The sequence below is a fragment of the Streptomyces sp. NRRL F-5727 genome (assembly GCF_000719555.1).
Taxonomy (GTDB): domain Bacteria; phylum Actinomycetota; class Actinomycetes; order Streptomycetales; family Streptomycetaceae; genus Streptomyces.
The window spans coordinates 144,321-159,968 of the sequence record NZ_JOGX01000011.1 but is presented as its reverse complement, the minus strand read 5'-3'; the positions used below and the strand labels follow the sequence as shown (position 1 = coordinate 159,968).

The 15,648-nt window shown below is 73.5% G+C and carries 14 protein-coding genes; 3 read left to right on the top strand and 11 right to left on the bottom strand.

Annotation, left to right across the window (positions count from 1 at the left end; all coding sequences use genetic code 11):
• The 6 genes from IF73_RS0111595 to IF73_RS0111570 form a co-directional block, all read right to left on the bottom strand.
• Positions 1–291 (bottom strand): 2-oxoglutarate dehydrogenase E1 subunit family protein (locus tag IF73_RS0111595; RefSeq protein WP_158821984.1); only part of this gene is annotated, 291 nt, incomplete at its 3' end.
• Between the two features lie 269 nt (positions 292–560).
• On the bottom strand, positions 561–1,613 hold the full coding sequence (locus tag IF73_RS0111590; RefSeq protein WP_107049234.1) for an ATP-binding protein: 1,053 nt from the start codon (positions 1,611–1,613) through the stop codon (positions 561–563).
• A gap of 38 nt (positions 1,614–1,651) precedes the next feature.
• A complete protein-coding gene (locus tag IF73_RS0111585; RefSeq protein ID WP_031006349.1) occupies positions 1,652–2,386 on the bottom strand; it encodes a response regulator transcription factor in 735 nt (244 codons plus the stop codon).
• A gap of 60 nt (positions 2,387–2,446) precedes the next feature.
• Complete coding sequence (locus IF73_RS0111580; RefSeq protein WP_031006347.1) at positions 2,447–3,130, bottom strand: spermidine synthase; 684 nt, start codon at positions 3,128–3,130, stop codon at positions 2,447–2,449.
• A gap of 114 nt (positions 3,131–3,244) precedes the next feature.
• Positions 3,245–4,315, bottom strand: coding sequence for a 5'/3'-nucleotidase SurE (gene surE / locus IF73_RS0111575; protein WP_051716684.1), 1,071 nt, complete (start codon positions 4,313–4,315; stop codon positions 3,245–3,247).
• A gap of 271 nt (positions 4,316–4,586) precedes the next feature.
• The gene (locus IF73_RS0111570; RefSeq protein ID WP_031006343.1) at positions 4,587–6,335 is read right to left on the bottom strand and encodes a glycoside hydrolase family 3 protein; all 1,749 of its coding nucleotides are present in this window, start codon (positions 6,333–6,335) and stop codon (positions 4,587–4,589) included.
• Positions 6,336–6,492: 157 nt separating this feature from the next.
• On the opposite strand from IF73_RS0111570, the gene IF73_RS0111565 reads away from it, so the two are divergent.
• Positions 6,493–7,134: a TetR/AcrR family transcriptional regulator gene (locus tag IF73_RS0111565; protein WP_031006341.1), complete on the top strand. Its 642-nt coding sequence runs from the start codon at positions 6,493–6,495 to the stop codon at positions 7,132–7,134.
• 25 nt (positions 7,135–7,159) lie between these two features.
• On the opposite strand, the gene IF73_RS0111560 is transcribed toward IF73_RS0111565, so the two are convergent.
• Positions 7,160–7,771: a hypothetical protein gene (locus IF73_RS0111560; protein WP_158821982.1), complete on the bottom strand. Its 612-nt coding sequence runs from the start codon at positions 7,769–7,771 to the stop codon at positions 7,160–7,162.
• A gap of 181 nt (positions 7,772–7,952) precedes the next feature.
• On the opposite strand from IF73_RS0111560, the gene lon reads away from it, so the two are divergent.
• Positions 7,953–10,364, top strand: coding sequence for an endopeptidase La (lon, locus tag IF73_RS0111555; RefSeq protein WP_031006338.1), 2,412 nt, complete (start codon positions 7,953–7,955; stop codon positions 10,362–10,364).
• Between the two features lie 59 nt (positions 10,365–10,423).
• Here lon and IF73_RS0111550 read toward each other — a convergent pair whose 3' ends face one another.
• The 3 genes from IF73_RS0111550 to IF73_RS0111540 all read right to left on the bottom strand — a co-directional run bounded on the left by IF73_RS0111550 (position 10,424) and on the right by IF73_RS0111540 (position 13,775).
• A complete protein-coding gene (locus tag IF73_RS0111550) occupies positions 10,424–11,578 on the bottom strand; it encodes a glutamate--cysteine ligase (RefSeq protein ID WP_051716683.1) in 1,155 nt (384 codons plus the stop codon).
• Between the two features lie 163 nt (positions 11,579–11,741).
• Entirely contained in the window at positions 11,742–12,626 is an 885-nt protein-coding gene (locus tag IF73_RS0111545) for a lytic polysaccharide monooxygenase auxiliary activity family 9 protein (RefSeq protein WP_031006334.1), read from the bottom strand.
• Between the two features lie 315 nt (positions 12,627–12,941).
• Positions 12,942–13,775 (bottom strand): lysozyme, encoded by an 834-nt coding sequence (locus tag IF73_RS0111540; RefSeq protein WP_031006332.1) that lies wholly within the window; start codon positions 13,773–13,775, stop codon positions 12,942–12,944.
• 617 nt (positions 13,776–14,392) lie between these two features.
• Here IF73_RS0111540 and IF73_RS0111535 point away from each other — a divergent pair.
• Positions 14,393–14,803, top strand: coding sequence for a MarR family winged helix-turn-helix transcriptional regulator (locus IF73_RS0111535; protein WP_031006330.1), 411 nt, complete (start codon positions 14,393–14,395; stop codon positions 14,801–14,803).
• 6 nt (positions 14,804–14,809) lie between these two features.
• On the opposite strand, the gene IF73_RS0111530 is transcribed toward IF73_RS0111535, so the two are convergent.
• Positions 14,810–15,592 carry a hypothetical protein gene (locus IF73_RS0111530; protein ID WP_031006328.1) on the bottom strand — a complete coding sequence of 261 codons (783 nt, stop codon included), beginning with the start codon at positions 15,590–15,592 and terminating at the stop codon, positions 14,810–14,812.
• Between the last annotated feature and the right edge of the window lie 56 nt (positions 15,593–15,648).

The window sequence follows — 15,648 nt, the reverse complement described above, 5'->3', positions numbered from 1 at the left end:
GGGCACGGCGGCGGCCGGAGCGGCAGGTGCGGCCTGTGCGGGGCCCGCCTGCTGCGCCGAGGGCGCGGCCGTCGTGGTGGCGGCCGGGGCGGACGGGGTCTCCGCCGCACCCGGCTTGTAGTCGGCGAAGAAGTCCCACCAGGCACGATCGACCGAATTCGGGTCCTGGAGGTACTGCTGGTAGATCTCGTCGACGAGCCACTCGTTGGCACCGAAGGCGGCTGCGGGGCTCACGCCACGCCCGTCTTGGTCGGCCGGGGAGCTCGGGGTACTGGGGGACTGAGACGACACGGCGGCAACCGCCCTCTTCCGCTTCGCAAGGTGATGGACAGCGGAAATAAAGGCTACGCCTGTCCGGGCGGGACGTGCAGGCCGGGCACTCCAACGTCGTGCAAGTCACACTTGACGACGTGTTTCGACGCCGTGAATGGCGGGAAACAAGCGAGGTTCCGCATCTGTGAGGGTACGGAAAAGCGCGGGCTACGGCCCCCTTCGGCCGTTCCCTGACCACGTCCTGCCACTGATCACGCAGAACGTTCGCTTCCGGTTCGAACCCTACGTCAATCGCGAAGGGGAAGGCTGCCCGGAAGAGTGACGCGGATGCGGCACCCGCGTGAAGATTCGGCCACACCGATCCCGCCACCGTGCAGATCCACCGCCCAGCGCGCGATCGCCAGACCGAGCCCCGTGCCCCCGTCGCTCCCCGGCCCCTGTCGGTCCGGGGCCGTGCCCCGGTTGAACCGCTCGAAGACCTTGTGCCGCTCCTGCTCCGGGATGCCCGGACCCTCGTCCTCGACCACCAGCTCCAGCGACTCCGGGTACGGGCCGCGCCGGGCCCGCACCGTCACGCGCCCGTGCGGCGGGGAGTGCTTCACCGCGTTGTCGATCAGGTTCGCCATCACCTGGTGCAGCCGCTCCACGTCCGCGTACGCCGTCAGGTCGGACGGCGACACGTCCAGATGCAGATGCACGTCCGTACGCCGGTGCAGACCGGACGTCGACGGCAGACCGCGCTGCGCGGCGGCCAGATTCGCCTCCCGCAGCACCCCGGACAGATAGGGCCACACCTCGAAACGGCGCACCCGCAGCTGTACGACACCGTTGTCGAGCCGCGACAGGTCGAGCAGCGTCTCCACCAGCCGGCCCAGCCGCTCGGTCTGCTTCAGCGCCGACCGCATCGTCTCCGGATCGGCCTCCGAGACCCCGTCGACCACGTTCTCCAGCACCGCGCGCAGCGCCGCGATCGGCGTGCGCAGCTCGTGCGAGACATTGGCGACCAGCTCCTTGCGGTGCCGGTCCACCGCCTCCAGGTCGTCCGCCATGCGGTTGATCGTCGACGCCAGGTCGCCCAGCTCGTCGCGCCGGTCCGCGCCCCGCACCCGCCGAGAGAAGTCACCGCGCGAGATCGACCCCGCCACCGTGTTCATCTCGTCCAGCGGCGCGGTCAGCGACTGCGCCACGAACTGCGTGATCAGCAGCGTCGCGATCATCGCGAAGATCGTGATGTACCGGAACTCGGTGGACGTGCGGATCGCCACCAGGGCGAGACCCGAGGTCAGCAGCACCGCGCCGACGACCAGCGCGCCCAGCTTCGTCTTGATCGAGATCACGATCCGGCGCCGGGACCGTCCGGTGCGCCGCCCCGGCCGGCTCACGACGCCGGGGTCTCCAGCGCGTACCCGACGCCGTGCACCGTACGGATCCGCTCGGCGCCGATCTTCCGGCGCAGCGCCTTGATGTGGCTGTCCACGGTCCGGGTGCCGGAGGCGTCCGCCCAGTCCCACACCTCGGCCAGCAGCTGCTCCCGGGAGAGCACCGCGCGCGGGGTGTTGGCCAGGCAGACCAGCAGGTCGAACTCGGTCGGCGTCAGGTGGACGTCCTCCGCCCGCACCCGGACCCGGCGCTGCGCGTGGTCGATCTCCAGCTCGCCCAGCCGCAGTATCCCGCTGCGCGGGGTCACGGCGGCGAGCGCGGCCCGCTCCACCCGGCGCAGCAGCACGTGCACCCGGGCGGCCAGCTCACGCATGGAGAAAGGCTTTGTCATGTAGTCGTCGGCGCCGACGCCCAGCCCGACCAGCATGTCGGTCTCGTCGTCCCGCGCCGTGAGCATCAGCACCGGCACCGGGCGCTGCGCCTGGACCCGGCGGCAGACCTCCAGGCCGTCGAAGCCGGGCAGCATCACGTCGAGCACCATCAGGTCCGGCTGCCACGCCTCGGCCGCCTCGACGGCCGCCGGGCCGTCGGTGGCCGTCTGGACCAGGAAGCCCTCGGCGCGCAGCCGGGCGGAGACCGCCTCCACGATCGTCGCGTCGTCCTCGACGACCAGGACGCGCCGCTGGGCCCCCGGAGTCGCCGCACCGTGGTGAGTGGTGTGTGTCTGCTCCATTGCCCCGCCTCGCGTCGCCGATGTCGGTGCAGCAGCCTAGAGGTACCGGCGGCGTCCCGGCTACGCAGGCCGGATGCCGAGGTGGACCACGTCGGGGACGCCCCGGGCAACGGGGATCTCTTCCGTCCGTACCCCGCTGAATCCGGCATTCCGCAAGGACTCCTCGAAATCGCCGGACGGCCGCGCCGACCACACGGCGAGCACCCCGCCCGGGTTCAGCCGGGCCGCGCAGGACGCCAACCCCCGTGCCCCGTACAGGGATTCGTTGTCCTCGGTGACCGTCCAGTCCGGGCCGTTGTCGATGTCCAGACAGAGTGCGTCATAGGTGTCGCCGGACGTCTCCAGGTACGCCACCAGGTCCGTGTGCAGGATCACGGTCCGCTCGTCGGCGAGCGCGCGCCCGGAGAGCGCGGCCAGCGGGCCGCTCCGGTGCCAGTCGATGATCGCCTCCTCCCGCTCGACCACCGCGATCCGCCCCCAGCGCGGGTCGGCGGCCGCGTGGGCGAGGGAGAAGCCGACGCCGAGCCCGCCGATCAGGACGGACGCGCCCGCGCGCGCCCGCGCGGGAAGCGCCTCCATCGCCGCGTCCACGAGCAGCCGCTCGGAGCGCCCGTCGGAGGTGTCCATCAGGAAGGTGCCGTTGGCGATGATCTCGAAGTCGGTGCGGTCACCGGCGTCCCGGCGCCGCAGTACGACCTCTCCGTACGGGCCCTCGCGGCGGTCGAGGGTGACGGGGCTGTTCATGATCACTCCGTGTCTCGTCGTGCGGTACGCGTGGTCCCGGCCATCCTCGCGGAGCGCGGACGGCCGGGACAAACACGTTTCGGAGCCGCCGGGTGACGGAGCGGAACCGCCCCGCTACGGGCGCGGCGCCTCGCGCTCCACGTACCGCTGGACCGCCTTCAGCTCGCGCCGCGCGTCGACCGGGGTGCCGTAGGTGCGGTCCCAGGTGATCGGGGCGACGGTCACGTGCCCCCGGCCCAGCAGCCAGGTCGAGTCCGCGTCCGCGCGGTGCTCGACGCACTCGCCGGTGCTCCGCTCGCCCTCGCACAGGCCCAGCGCGATGTCGAAGGTGTCCCCCGAACCGCGCTGCTCGTACGCGTGGTAGGCCACCGCCCCGTCGCCGACCCGGGTCCACACCGGGGCCTTCGCCCGCTGCCCGGCGCTCACGTCCGGGTAGTCGACCTTCAGGGCGAAGGCGGAGGTCAGCAGCCCCCGCTCCCTCAGTCCCGCGACGAACCGCGCGCCGAACTCGGCGTGCGCCCGGTAGTTCTCACGCGGGAAGTACAGCTGGCTCTCGTCGCCCGAGGAGGAGAACGCGATCGCCGGCACCTCCTGGTCGATCGCCGCCACGGCCGCGCCGACGGTCCCCGAGTCGTTCACGCTCGCGGCGACGTTCGGGCCCGAGTTGATGCCGGTGAGCACCAGGTCGGGGGCGCTCTTCCAGCCGACCTTCGCCGCCAGACCGCCGCGCAGGGCCAGCTTCACGGTGTCCGCCGGGGTCGCGCTGGGGGAGTCCGGCGCACAGCCGCCCTCCGCGAGGCAGACGCCGAAGACGGCGCCCCCGGAGGGCGCCCCCGCGCAGTCGCCCTCGTACCCGGCGGGCAGCGCGGTACGGCGCTGGGCGGTCAGCGCCCCGCCGTTGGTGACGGCCGTGCCCTTGCCGGACTGCACCTGCCAGGGCGCCATCACCACGACGTCGGCCCCCGCCGCGCACATCGCGCGGCGGAGCTCGTACAGGCCGAGCCCGTCCGAGTTGCTCGCCTTCGCGGCCCGCATGGAGTCGTCGTTGGAGAGGAGGATCCGCAGGCCGGCGAGCGGGCGGCGCCCGTCCTGTGCCCCCTCGGCGGCGGGGGTGGTCGCGTAGGCGGTGGCGCCCAGGCCGGCGAGTACGGCTGCTGCGGTGGTCAGCGCGAGAGTACGGCGCATGGCGGTGCGTCCTTTCATGGGCATGACAGGTGAAGGGGCGGGGAGGACGGGGAGATCCGGGGCCCGGCCCCCCACGGGCGGGCCCCGGATCGCGCGGGGTCGTCAGGATCCCCGCGGTCTGTGATCGGATCCGATGGCTGTCCTGGACCCGATGTCCTGGATCCGGATCCGGCGTGCTGGATCCGATGGCCTGGATCCTGGATCCGACAGCCTGGATCCGATTCCTGGATCTTGGATCCGATGTGCTGGATCCCGGACCCCATTCGTCAGGTCAGAGCGTCAGCCCGTGCCCGTGCGGGAACACCGGATCCTCCGTGTCGTTCGGTACGTCCGGCCGGGCCGCGCGGACCGCGGCCATCGAGCGCGGCAGTTCGAAGGGGAGGCGGCCCTCGGGGCGGGCGCGGCCGAAGACGACGTCGAGGACGGCGGCGTCGCTCGCGCCGTAGTCGGCGAGGAGGGCGGCGGCGTGGGCGGCGATCTCGGGGAGGACGGCCGGGCGCTCCAGGTTGACGCAGACGACGGTGGGCACGGTGGCGAGGAGGCGGAGGATCCGGTCGAGTTCCGGTGCGTCGAAGGCGAGCGAGCCGGAGTGGAAGAAGGACTCGAAGCGGCCCGGGCGCCGCTCGTACGGGGTGCGGAGGCGGAGGAGGGCGAGGTCGGCGGCGTCCGGGGTGGCGACGACCTCGCCGTAGCCGGCGGCGACCGCGGGGTCGACGCCTTCGACGTACAGCCGGGGGGAGCCGGGGAGCGGCAGCGGGCCGTCGGTGAGGACGGTGAGCGAGCGGCGCTGGGCGGCGGCGCCGGCGGCGGTGAAGTCGGCGCGGCCGACGGTCTCGGCGGCCTCGTCGGGGTCCACGTACCGGCGCTCGTCGAAGAGGCCGAGCAGGAACTTCTCGCGCAGCAGGCGCCGTACGGACGCGTCGACGCGGGCCTCGGGGATCCGGCCGGACGCCATCAGCTCCACGATCACCTCGGGGCACTGCTCGCCGCCGAACTGGTCGACGCCCGCGTCCAGTGCCTGCGCGGCCCGTTCGGCCACGCTCAGGTGCTCGACGCCCCAGGCGCGGGCCGGGTGCGGTTCGCCGAGGATCACCGAGTCGGTGAGGAGGCCCCAGTCAGTGCAGACGATCCCGGCGAAGCCCAGCTCCTCGCGGAGCAGGCCGGTGATGACGCCGCGGTTGAAGCCGAAGCCGACCTCCTCCCAGTCGGTGCCGACCGGCTGTCCGTAATACGGCATCACCTGCGAGCAGCCGGCGGCGATCGCCGCCCGGAAGGGCTCCAGGTGGTGGTCGCGCAGGCCGCCCGGGTAGACCTGCTCCTTGCCGTGCGGGAAGTGCGGGTCCTCGCCGTCCTTCTGGGGGCCGCCGCCGGGGAAGTGCTTGACCATGGCGGCGACCGAGTCCGGGCCGAGCGTGTCGCCCTGGAGGCCGCGGACGTACGCCGCCGCCAGTTCGCCGGTCAGTCTCGCGTCGGAGCCGAAGGTGCCGGACTGACGGGACCAGCGGGGCTCGGTCGCGAGGTCGATCTGCGGGTGGAGCGCGGTGCGGAAGCCGACGGAGAGGTACTCGCGGCGGACGGTGTCGGCGAAGCGGAACACCAGCTCCGGGTCGCGGAGGGCGGCCAGGCCGAGGGGTTCGGGCCAGGCGGAGAAGGCGCCGGCGTCGAAGGAGGCGCCGATGTTGTCGGTGAAGGCGTGGCGCGGGTCGGTGGAGAGGCTGACCGGGATGCCGAGGCGGGTCTCGGCGGCCATCGACTGGACCGCGTTGTGCCACCGGGCCATCTCGCGGGGGCCGTGGCTGCCGAGCAGGTTGAAGTGGGTGAGGCCGCGGCCGGCGATCAGCTCGGGGGTGGTGAAGCGGGAGGTCGAGTCGTCGGGCTCGGTGACCGGGGTGCCGTCCGGGTTCATCGTCAGGATCGTGTGGAAGAGCTGACCGGCCTTCTCCTCCGGCGTCATCCGGGAGAGCAGGTCCTCCACGCGCTCGTCCACGGGGCGACCGGCGTCCTGATAGGGGTGCGGCATCGCGTCCGTACCTGCCTTTCGTGACGGAGCGGACGGGGCGGCGCCGTCCTCGACGGGCACAGGCTAAGTGCGAAAACCGAGTGGGTACTAGGTTTGTCATCTGTGAGCCGGATCACAGCCCGGAGGGGCCGGTCGAGGGCCGGGCTAAGGTGTCCGCATGCCGGAGAAGAAGGTCACCGCGAGCGGCAGAAGCGCAGGTCGCGGCAGTTACGCCGTCGGCGACGCCCGCCGCCGGCTGATCCTGGACACCGCCGTCGACCACTTCGGGCAGTGGGGCTTCCACGCCTCCTCCCTCGCCCGCATCGCCCATGACTGCGGCATCACCCAGGGCGGGCTGCTGCACCACTTCCGCAGCAAGGAGGACCTGCTCCTCTCGGTCCTGGCGCAGAGCGAGGAGCACGACGTCGAGCGCCTCTTCGGCACCGAACCGGAGTCGTACGCGGCCTTCCTCGACGCCCTCGTCCGGCTGATCGAGGACAACACCCGGCGCCCCGGCATCGTCCGCATGTTCAACGTCCTCGTCGGCGAGTCCGGTAACGCCGGCCACCCCGCCCACGCCTACTTCAAGGACCGGTACGCGCGCGTGCTCGCGCACAGCGTCGAACGCCTGGAGGAGGCCGTCCGGCGCGGCGAACTCCGCCCCGACATCGACTGCCAGGGCATCGCCCGGGAGTACCTGGCCGTCATGGACGGCCTTCAGATCCAGTGGGCCCTCGACCCGGACTCCCTGGACATGCCCGCCCGGGTGCGGGACTACCTCCAGCGCCAGTACGCGACGATCCGCGCGACGCCGGAGTGACCCCCGGGGGCCCTGGCCCCTTCGTTCACGGAGAGGTCGGGGGGCCGCCCTCCGGGAGGGCGTCGAGGACGCGCTGGAGGGCGGCGGGGCGGTCGCGGTCGCCTGCCACGACCGTGCGGTCGTGGTACGTGACGGCGTACTGGAAGCCGTCGGCGACCGGCGGGCCGGTCGGGCGGTCGGGCACGCGCGCGTAGGCGGGGTCTTCGAGGGCGGCGCGCAGCTCGGCGAGGTCGGCGGCGGTCATGCGTCCGGTGCGCGGCTCCCCGGTCCTGGACCGGACGGTCCAGCTTCCGTCCTCGCGGACCACGAGGCGGTTGTCCACGCCGGCGAAGCCGCCGCTCACCCTGATCTCGACGAGCACGGTTTCGGAGCGCGGGTCCGCGGTGGCTTCGGTGGCTTCGGTGGTGGCCGTGCTCGCCGTGCCGGCCGTGGTCGCCGTGCTCGCCGTGCCGGCCGGGGGCGCCGTGCCGGCCGGGGGCGCCGTGGTCGCCGTGCTGGCCGTGGTCGCCGTGCTCGCGGGGCGGTCCGTGGCCGGCGGGGGGTCGGCGTCGGCGCATCCGCCCACTCCGACCACCAGGGCCGCCACCACCGCCGGCACCGCGGCCCACGCCCGTCCACGCCGCACACGAGACTCCATGGGCCCGAGCATGCCCGTCCCCGCGTCCGGGCGCAGCCGGAACGCGCGAGGGCGGGGCGGAACCGGCCCCCGGCCTGGCGCTCTTCGCATGATCGCTCAGAGCGAACAACCCCCGGGGAACATTCCCGCGCTCACATGCATTGAGTCGGCATAGCTCAACTTGACTGCCGAAGGGGAGATCATGGCTTCTGTCTCCAAGCCGTCCGTGCCGCTCACTCTGCCTGTGCTGCCGCTCGATGACGAGGTCGTGCTGCCCGGGATGGTCGTGCCGCTCGATCTGTCGGACAACGAGGTCCGGGCCGCCGTCGAGGCCGCTCAGGCCGCCGCCCGCGGGGCGGGCGGGAAGCCGCGGGTGCTGCTGGTGCCGCGGGTGGACGGGACGTACGCGGGGACCGGTGTGCTCGGGATCGTCGAGCAGGTGGGCCGCCTGTCGGACGGTGACCCGGGCGCGCTGATCCGGGGCATCGGACGGGTGCGGATCGGGGCCGGGACGACCGGGCCGGGCGCGGCGCTGTGGGTCGAGGGGACCGTGGTCGAGGAGACCGTGCCCGAGCCGCTCCCCGGTGCCGTGACCGAGCTGGTCACGGAGTACAAGGCGCTCGCCACCAGCTGGCTGAAGAAGCGCGGCGCCTGGCAGGTCGTCGACCGGGTGCAGCAGATCGACGGGGTCGGCGCGCTCGCCGACAACTCCGGATACTCGCCCTTCCTCACCGTCGAGCAGAAGGTCGCCCTCCTGGAGACCGCCGACCCGGTCGCCCGCCTCAGGCTCGCCACCGCCCAGCTCCGCGAGCACCTCGCCGAGCAGGAGGTCGCCGAGACCATCGCCAAGGACGTCCAGGAGGGCGTCGACAAGCAGCAGCGCGAGTTCCTGCTCCGCCGCCAGCTCGAGGCCGTCCGCAAGGAACTGCGCGAGCTGAACGGCGAGAAGGACGGCGAGGAGTCCGACGACTACCGCGCCCGCGTGGAGGCCGCCGACCTGCCCGAGCAGGTCCGCGAGGCCGCGCTCAAGGAGGTCGACAAGCTGGAGCGCTCCAGCGACCAGTCGCCCGAGGGCTCCTGGATCCGGACCTGGCTCGACACCGTCCTCGAACTGCCGTGGAACGAGCGGACCGAGGACCGGTACGACATCCAGGGCGCCAAGGCCGTCCTGGACGCCGAGCACGCGGGCCTGGAGGACGTGAAGGAGCGCATCACCGAGTACCTGGCCGTGCGCAAGCGGCGCTCCGAGCGCGGCCTCGGCGTCGTCGGCGGGCGGCGCGGCGGCGCGGTGCTCGCGCTCGTCGGCCCGCCCGGCGTCGGCAAGACCTCGCTCGGCGAGTCCGTCGCCCACGCCATGGGCCGGAAGTTCGTCCGCGTCGCCCTCGGCGGCGTCCGGGACGAGGCCGAGATCCGCGGCCACCGGCGGACGTACGTGGGCGCCCTGCCCGGCCGGATCGTCCGCGCGATCAAGGAGGCCGGCTCGATGAACCCGGTCGTCCTCCTCGACGAGATCGACAAGGTCGGCTCCGACTTCCGCGGCGACCCCGCCGCGGCCCTGCTCGAAGTCCTCGACCCGGCGCAGAACCACACCTTCCGGGACCACTACCTGGAGGTCGAGCTCGACCTCAGCGACGTCGTCTTCCTGGCCACCGCCAATGTCCTGGAGGCCATCCCGGAGGCCCTGCTCGACCGCATGGAGCTGGTCCGCCTCGACGGCTACACCGAGGACGAGAAGGTCGTCATCGCCCGCGACCACCTGCTGCCCCGGCAGCTGGAGCGGGCCGGCCTGGAGCCCGGCGAGGTCGCCCTGGAGGAGGCGTCGCTGCGGAAGCTGGCCGGCGAGTACACCCGGGAGGCCGGCGTCCGCACCCTGGAGCGGGCCATCGCCCGGCTGCTCCGCAAGGTGGCGGCCCAGCACGAACTCGGCGACCGCGAGCTGCCGTTCACGGTCACGCCCGAGGACCTGCGGGCCCTCATCGGACGCCCGCACCACGTGCCCGAGTCCGCCCAGGACCCGGCCGAGCGGCGGACGGCCGTGCCCGGTGTGGCCACCGGCCTGGCCGTGACCGGCGCCGGCGGTGACGTCCTCTTCGTCGAGGCGTCCCTCGCCGACCCGGAGACCGGCGCCGCCGGACTGACCCTCACCGGCCAGCTGGGCGACGTGATGAAGGAGTCCGCGCAGATCGCGCTCTCCTTCCTCCGCTCGCACGGCGCGGAGCTGGAGCTGCCCGTGACCGGTCTGAAGGACCGGGGCGTGCACATCCACTTCCCGGCGGGCGCGGTCCCGAAGGACGGCCCGAGCGCGGGCATCACCATGACGACCGCGCTGGCCTCGCTGCTCAGCGGCCGGCTGGTCCGCACGGACGTGGCCATGACCGGCGAGGTCTCCCTCACCGGCCGGGTCCTGCCCATCGGCGGCCTGAAGCAGAAGCTGCTCGCCGCGCACCGGGCCGGGATCACCACGGTGGTCATCCCCAAGCGGAACGAGGCCGACCTGGACGACGTCCCGGCCGAGGTCCTGGAGAAGCTGGAGGTCCACCCGGTGACCGACGTCCGCCAGGTCCTGGAGATCGCCCTGGCTCCGGCGGAGGTCCCGGTGGCGGTCGTCGCCTGACCCGCGCCGACGACGGCGAGGCCCCCGGTACGCGCGCGTACCGGGGGCCTCGCCCGCGCTCAGGCCGGGGTCGTACGGCGCACGGCCTCGACGATCACCGAGGCCAGCGACGGGTCGTCGGCGTGGGCGGCGGCGCGCTGGAGGTCCGCGCCGGTGCCGCGGGACAGGACCCGGGCCACGCCCTGCTCGGCGCGCTCCAGGTCGCCCGCCTCCTCCAGGGCGGGGCGCACGTGGTCGAGCAGGGCGAACAGCACCTCCCCGGCCGGGGCGGGCCGCCAGCTCAGCGGGTGGAGCAGCTCGCCGCCGAGCCCGTACCGGCTGGCCCGCCAGGCGGCGAGCCGCAGCACGACCGTCGACACGGGGTCGGGGACCCGGTGCCGTCGCCACTCGCGGGCCGCGGTCTCCACCAGCGCGCGGCTCAGCACGGCCAGCAGGACCGTGTCCTCCACGTCCAGGCAGACGTCGCCGACCCGGATCTCCACCGTCGGGTAGCGGCGGGAGAGCCGGGCGTCGAAGTAGACCATGTGGTCGTCGACCAGCACGTCGCTGGCGAGCATCTCGCGGGTGGTCCGCTCGTACGCCTCCACGTCCCCGTACAGCTCGCTCGGGCCGGACATCGGCCAGCGCTGCCACAGCTGGTGGCGCCAGCTCGCGTAACCGGTGTCGACGCCCTGGAAGTAGGGGGAGTTGGCGCTGAGCGCGAGGAGCGGGGCGAGCCACGGCCGGATCCGGTCGAGCACGCCCACCCCTTCCTCCGGCGAGCAGAGGTGGACGTGGACGTGGCAGGCGCAGGCGTACTCCTCGTCGACGAGGTGGGCGTACCGGTCGCGGATCCGCCGGTAGCGGTCGTCCGGGGTGAGCAGGGGGCCGAAGTCCACGGGCGGGGTCGCGAGGGCCGCGACCGCCACCCCGGCCTCCTTGGCCGCCGCCGCGGCGGCGAGCCTGGCCCGCCGCAGCTGGTCGGCGAGCTGGGAGGTGGTGGCGCAGGGGGCGGTGCCGATCTCCAGCTGCTCGGAGTACAACTCGGGCTTCGCCGGTTCCGGGCCCTCGGTTCGCGGCCCGGCGTCGGCGTGCCAGGCGGCGATCTCGGTGACGGTGCCGGCGACGGGCTGCGGGAGCCCGGTCTCGGGATCGACCAGGAGGAGCTCCTCCTCCACCCCGAACGTGCGCAGCCCTTCCCCGCGGTGGTAGACCCACCGCTGCTGGTTCCGCATGGAGCGCTCTCCTTCACGGGCGGACGGTGGTGCGCTGACGGGCGTTCGAACGTGCTTTCTCCAAGGCTGTCCACGAACGTCCCGTCTTCCACCCGTCCTCGCACAGATGGCGCGAAAACGCCCCCCGGAGGTGGATTCCGGGGGGCCAGGCGGGGGAGTGGGTCTAGGAGGCGGACGTGTCGCGGCGGCGGCCCAGGAGCAGGCTGCCCGCGCCGAAGACGGCGAGCGCGCCCGCGCCGGCCAGGGCGAGCGGCAGCGGGGAGTCGGGGGTGGCGGTGGCCTCGGCGGAGAGCGCCGGCGGCTGTTCGTCGCCGCCGTGGCCCGCGTGGCTCACGGTGGACAGTTCGGCGCCCGCGGCCAGTTCGGCCTCGGTCGGCGCCTCGGCCTTCCGTGCGGCGGTGGAGGCGGCGGACGTGCCGAAGGTGACGTCGGAGCAGCTGTAGAACGCCTCGGGGCTGTCGTTGCGCTGCCAGACCATGTAGACGATGTGGCGGCCGGTGCGGGCCGGCAGGGTGCCGGTGAAGGAGTAGTAGCCGTCGGTGGCGGTGCGGGTGGTGTCGTACACGGCGACGGGGGTGGCGTCGAGGTCGGACCACTTGAGCGGCTGCGTCGGGTCGAAGCCCGCCTTGGTGACGTACATGGTCATCCGGCCGGAGTGCGCGGCGGTGGCACGGATCCTGAAGCCGAAGGCGCCGGCGCTGACGGCGGTGGCGGGCCAGTCGGTCCGCGCCCAGTCGAGGGCCCGGTACTTCTCGCGGTTGGCCGAGCAGAGCTTGCCGTCGGGGATGAGGGCCTGGTGGTTGCCGTCGGCGTTGGCGATGTTGACCTCGTTCCAGTCGTAGAGCGGCTGGGTGCCGGAGTCGGCGACGAGGTCCTTGCACACCTGCGAGTCGGGGCTCTCGGGGCCCTCGGCGTAGCAGGCGGCGACCCGGCTCACGGGGTTGAAGACGGCTCCGTGGGCGGCGGCGGTGGTGGGGGTGAGGGTGACGAGTGCCGCGGCGGCGGACAGGGCGGCGACGCCGGCGGCGGTACGGCGGGTGGACGGCATGCGGGGGCTCTCTCTCGTGCGTGGGGGAGTACGGGACGAGCAACGCGCGCGTGGCGCACGGAAGTTGAAACCCGGGCGACCGGGGTAGAGACTCGCATTGGTCCATACCAATGGGCAAGGGGGTGGGCGGAAAAAGCCCCTGAGCACGCGGAACGGCGGCCCCGGGGGAGCCGCCGCATCCCCGGAACCGCCGTGCGCCGTACGGGTGTCAGCCGTGCGGAGGTCATGCGTGCGGACGTCGGCCGGGCGGACGTCCGCCGTGTGTGGACGCCGGTCGTGCGGGCGTCCGTCGTGCGGGCGTCCGTCGTGCGGGCGTCAGCCGTTCGCGAGCGCCTGGACCCGCGAGAGGTCGCCGTTGAAGTGGTTGTGGTCGCCGACCGTCGGGCCGGACGAGGTGTACTGCCACATCGTGTAGTACGGCCAGCCGGCCGGGAGTTCGCCGACCTCGGAGGCGTACCGCGCGATCCACAGCGGGTTGGTCGAGGCGAAGCCGGAGTAGTTGCCGGTGCACTGCTTCCACCAGCTGGTCGCCGTGTAGATGACGGCGTCACGGCCGGTGCGGGCCTTGTACCGGTTGAGGAAGTCGCGGATCCAGGTGACCATCCCGGACTGCGTCTTGCCGTAGCAGGTGGCGCCGTACGGGTTCCACTCGATGTCGAGGACGCCGGGGAGGGTCTTGCCGTCCCTGGACCAGCCGCCGCCGTTGTTGACGAAGTAGTCGGCCTGGGCGGTGCCGGTCGTCGTGTCCGGGGTGGCGAAGTGGTACGTGCCCCGGATCATGCCGACGTTGTACGAGCCGTTGTACTGCTGCGTGAAGTAGGTGTTCTTGTAGTACGTGCCCTCCGTCGCCTTGACGTAGGCCCACTTCACGCCGCTGTTCCAGAGCGTGGACCAGGCGACGTTGCCCTGGTGGCTGGAGACGTCGACGCCCTCCGTCCAGGTGGCGAGGGTGGAGACGCCGCCGGAGTCGGTGACGCCCCGGCCGTCGTGCTTGAGGACGCCCATGCCCATGTGGGCGGTGCCGCGCGCGGGGACCGCGGCGCGGGCGCCCGGGTCGGCGGCGCCGGCCTGGCCGGCGAGGGGCAGGACGAGGGCGGTGGCCGCGAGGCCGGCGAGCAGGGTGGTGGAGACGGATCTGCGCACACGCATGGCGTGACTCCCGAGGGGGCGTGGGGGTGGTGTGGACATGCCAGTCGCTTGCTCGACGGCGACTCTACGCACGTAGACAGCCGGGGTGGAAGAGGGCCCGGGTTCCGCCGTTGGTCTACTCCTGCGAAATACTGAAGGAGCTGCGGCGATACCCGCCGGAGCGGGAAACTTTCAGCCGACGAAACACGCGTGGGAGGTGCGGCGTGCGCGCAGGCGGAACGACCGGTGAAGACGGCGCCACGCCCGGGGGAACCCCCGACGCCCCCGCCGGCGGCACCGGCGCCGCCGCGCCCGCCGAGCGCCCGCACGCCGCCGGGCCCGGTGGGAGCCCCCGTGCCGGCGAGGCCGCCGAGCGCCTTCAGGCCGGCGAGGCCGCCGAACGCCCCCGGGACGCCGAGCCCGTCGAGCGCCCGCCCGCTGCCCCGCCCGACGGCCGCCCTCGGGCGGGGGAGGCCGCCGAACGCCCCCGGGACGCCGTGCCCGCCGAGCGCCCGCACGCCGCCGGGCCGGCCGAGGGCCCTCGCGTCGGCGCGCCCGCCGGGCGTCCTCACGCCGACGGGTCCGCCGAGCCCGACGGGCCCGCCGGGCGCGGGTCCGCCGAGCGGGAGTTTCTCGCGTTGGAGCGGGAGCTTGCCGTGTTTCTGCGGCGGGCTCGGGCGCAGTCCGGGGAGATGGCGCGTGAGGTCCATCCGGAGCTGGAGTCCTCCGCGTACGGCCTCTTCGTGCGGCTCGACGACGCCGGGCCCCAGCGGGCCACCGAGCTCTCCGCCTACTTCGGGGTCGGCAAGGCCACCATGAGCCGCCAGCTGCGCGCCCTCGAACAGCTCGGGCTGGTCGCCCGCGACCCCGACCCCGCGGACGGGCGCGCCTCCCTGGTCCGGCTCACCGACGAGGGACGCGACCGCTTCCGGCACGTCCGCGGCGCCCGCCGCGAGCGGTACGTCCGGAAGCTCGCCGACTGGGACCGCGCCGAGGTCGCCGAACTGGCCCGGCTGCTCCACCACTTCAACCAGCGCTCCGAAGGCTGAGCCGCCTCAGAACGTCACGTACACGCCCGTCGCGTCGTCATGGGTCTTCCCGCGGCGGACGTTGCCCGCCGCCGCGTCCGCCGTCTCCAGCACCCGCACCCGCTGGAGCAGCCCCGCCGGGCCCTCCTTCGCCAGGACCCGGGCGCACTCCGTCCAGTCGCCCGCCCGGAACAGCTCCACCCAGCGGCTCGCCCCGTCCGTGAGCGCCGCCAGCGCCCGGACCTCCGCCAGCGGGGTCGTACCGGTCACCGCCCGCTCCGCCACCGACGGGTCCGCGGCCGCCGTGAAGAACCCGCCCTCCCGGTTCCGCACCCGGTCCGTCGCCTCGTGCGAGCGGAGCACCTCGCGCGGGATCCGGTCCAGCCGGTCGTCCCGCACCGCCCGGACCGAGCCGTCCGGCGCCTGCAGCAGCAGCACCGCGTCGGACAGGACGAGATGGTCGACCGCCTCCGCGTCCCACCGCGCGAGGACCACGGTCGCCTGAGGCGTACGCACGTGAGAAAGGTCACAGGTGTCCGCATGGAGCTCCGCGGTGCGCCGGATTGCCAGGGACAGGATCTCGGACAGCGTCAGATCGGCACGGGAAGCGGACAGTTCGGTCAAAGCGCCGCCCAGTCGCGCGGTGAACCACGGCACCGAGTGCACACAACCGTCATCGCCCGGGGGAGGGGTCACCCCGTCCAGGAGGGCCAGCGTCCCCCCGTCCCCGGAGGCGGGCAGAGCTGCGGCGGCCCAGTCCTCGTTGGGGCGTTCGGGGCTGCCGGGGAGGGTGGCGACTTCGCTGCGCATGATGTCCAGTGTGCCCGGCTCGCGCACGGTCTTCACACCACCTGCAAAGGGCCGAA

Bases quoted from the DNA above. Each gene is read 5' to 3' on its own strand.
- IF73_RS0111585 (WP_031006349.1), bottom strand. From the start codon at position 2,386: ATGGAGCAGACACACACCACTCACCACGGTGCGGCGACTCCGGGGGCC.
- IF73_RS0111580 (WP_031006347.1), bottom strand. From the start codon at position 3,130: ATGAACAGCCCCGTCACCCTCGACCGCCGCGAGGGCCCGTACGGAGAG.
- surE (WP_051716684.1), bottom strand. From the start codon at position 4,315: ATGCGCCGTACTCTCGCGCTGACCACCGCAGCAGCCGTACTCGCCGGC.
- IF73_RS0111570 (WP_031006343.1), bottom strand. From the start codon at position 6,335: ATGCCGCACCCCTATCAGGACGCCGGTCGCCCCGTGGACGAGCGCGTG.
- IF73_RS0111565 (WP_031006341.1), top strand. From the start codon at position 6,493: ATGCCGGAGAAGAAGGTCACCGCGAGCGGCAGAAGCGCAGGTCGCGGC.
- IF73_RS0111560 (WP_158821982.1), bottom strand. From the start codon at position 7,771: ATGGAGTCTCGTGTGCGGCGTGGACGGGCGTGGGCCGCGGTGCCGGCG.
- lon (WP_031006338.1), top strand. From the start codon at position 7,953: ATGGCTTCTGTCTCCAAGCCGTCCGTGCCGCTCACTCTGCCTGTGCTG.
- IF73_RS0111550 (WP_051716683.1), bottom strand. From the start codon at position 11,578: ATGCGGAACCAGCAGCGGTGGGTCTACCACCGCGGGGAAGGGCTGCGC.
- IF73_RS0111545 (WP_031006334.1), bottom strand. From the start codon at position 12,626: ATGCCGTCCACCCGCCGTACCGCCGCCGGCGTCGCCGCCCTGTCCGCC.
- IF73_RS0111540 (WP_031006332.1), bottom strand. From the start codon at position 13,775: ATGCGTGTGCGCAGATCCGTCTCCACCACCCTGCTCGCCGGCCTCGCG.
- IF73_RS0111530 (WP_031006328.1), bottom strand. From the start codon at position 15,592: ATGCGCAGCGAAGTCGCCACCCTCCCCGGCAGCCCCGAACGCCCCAAC.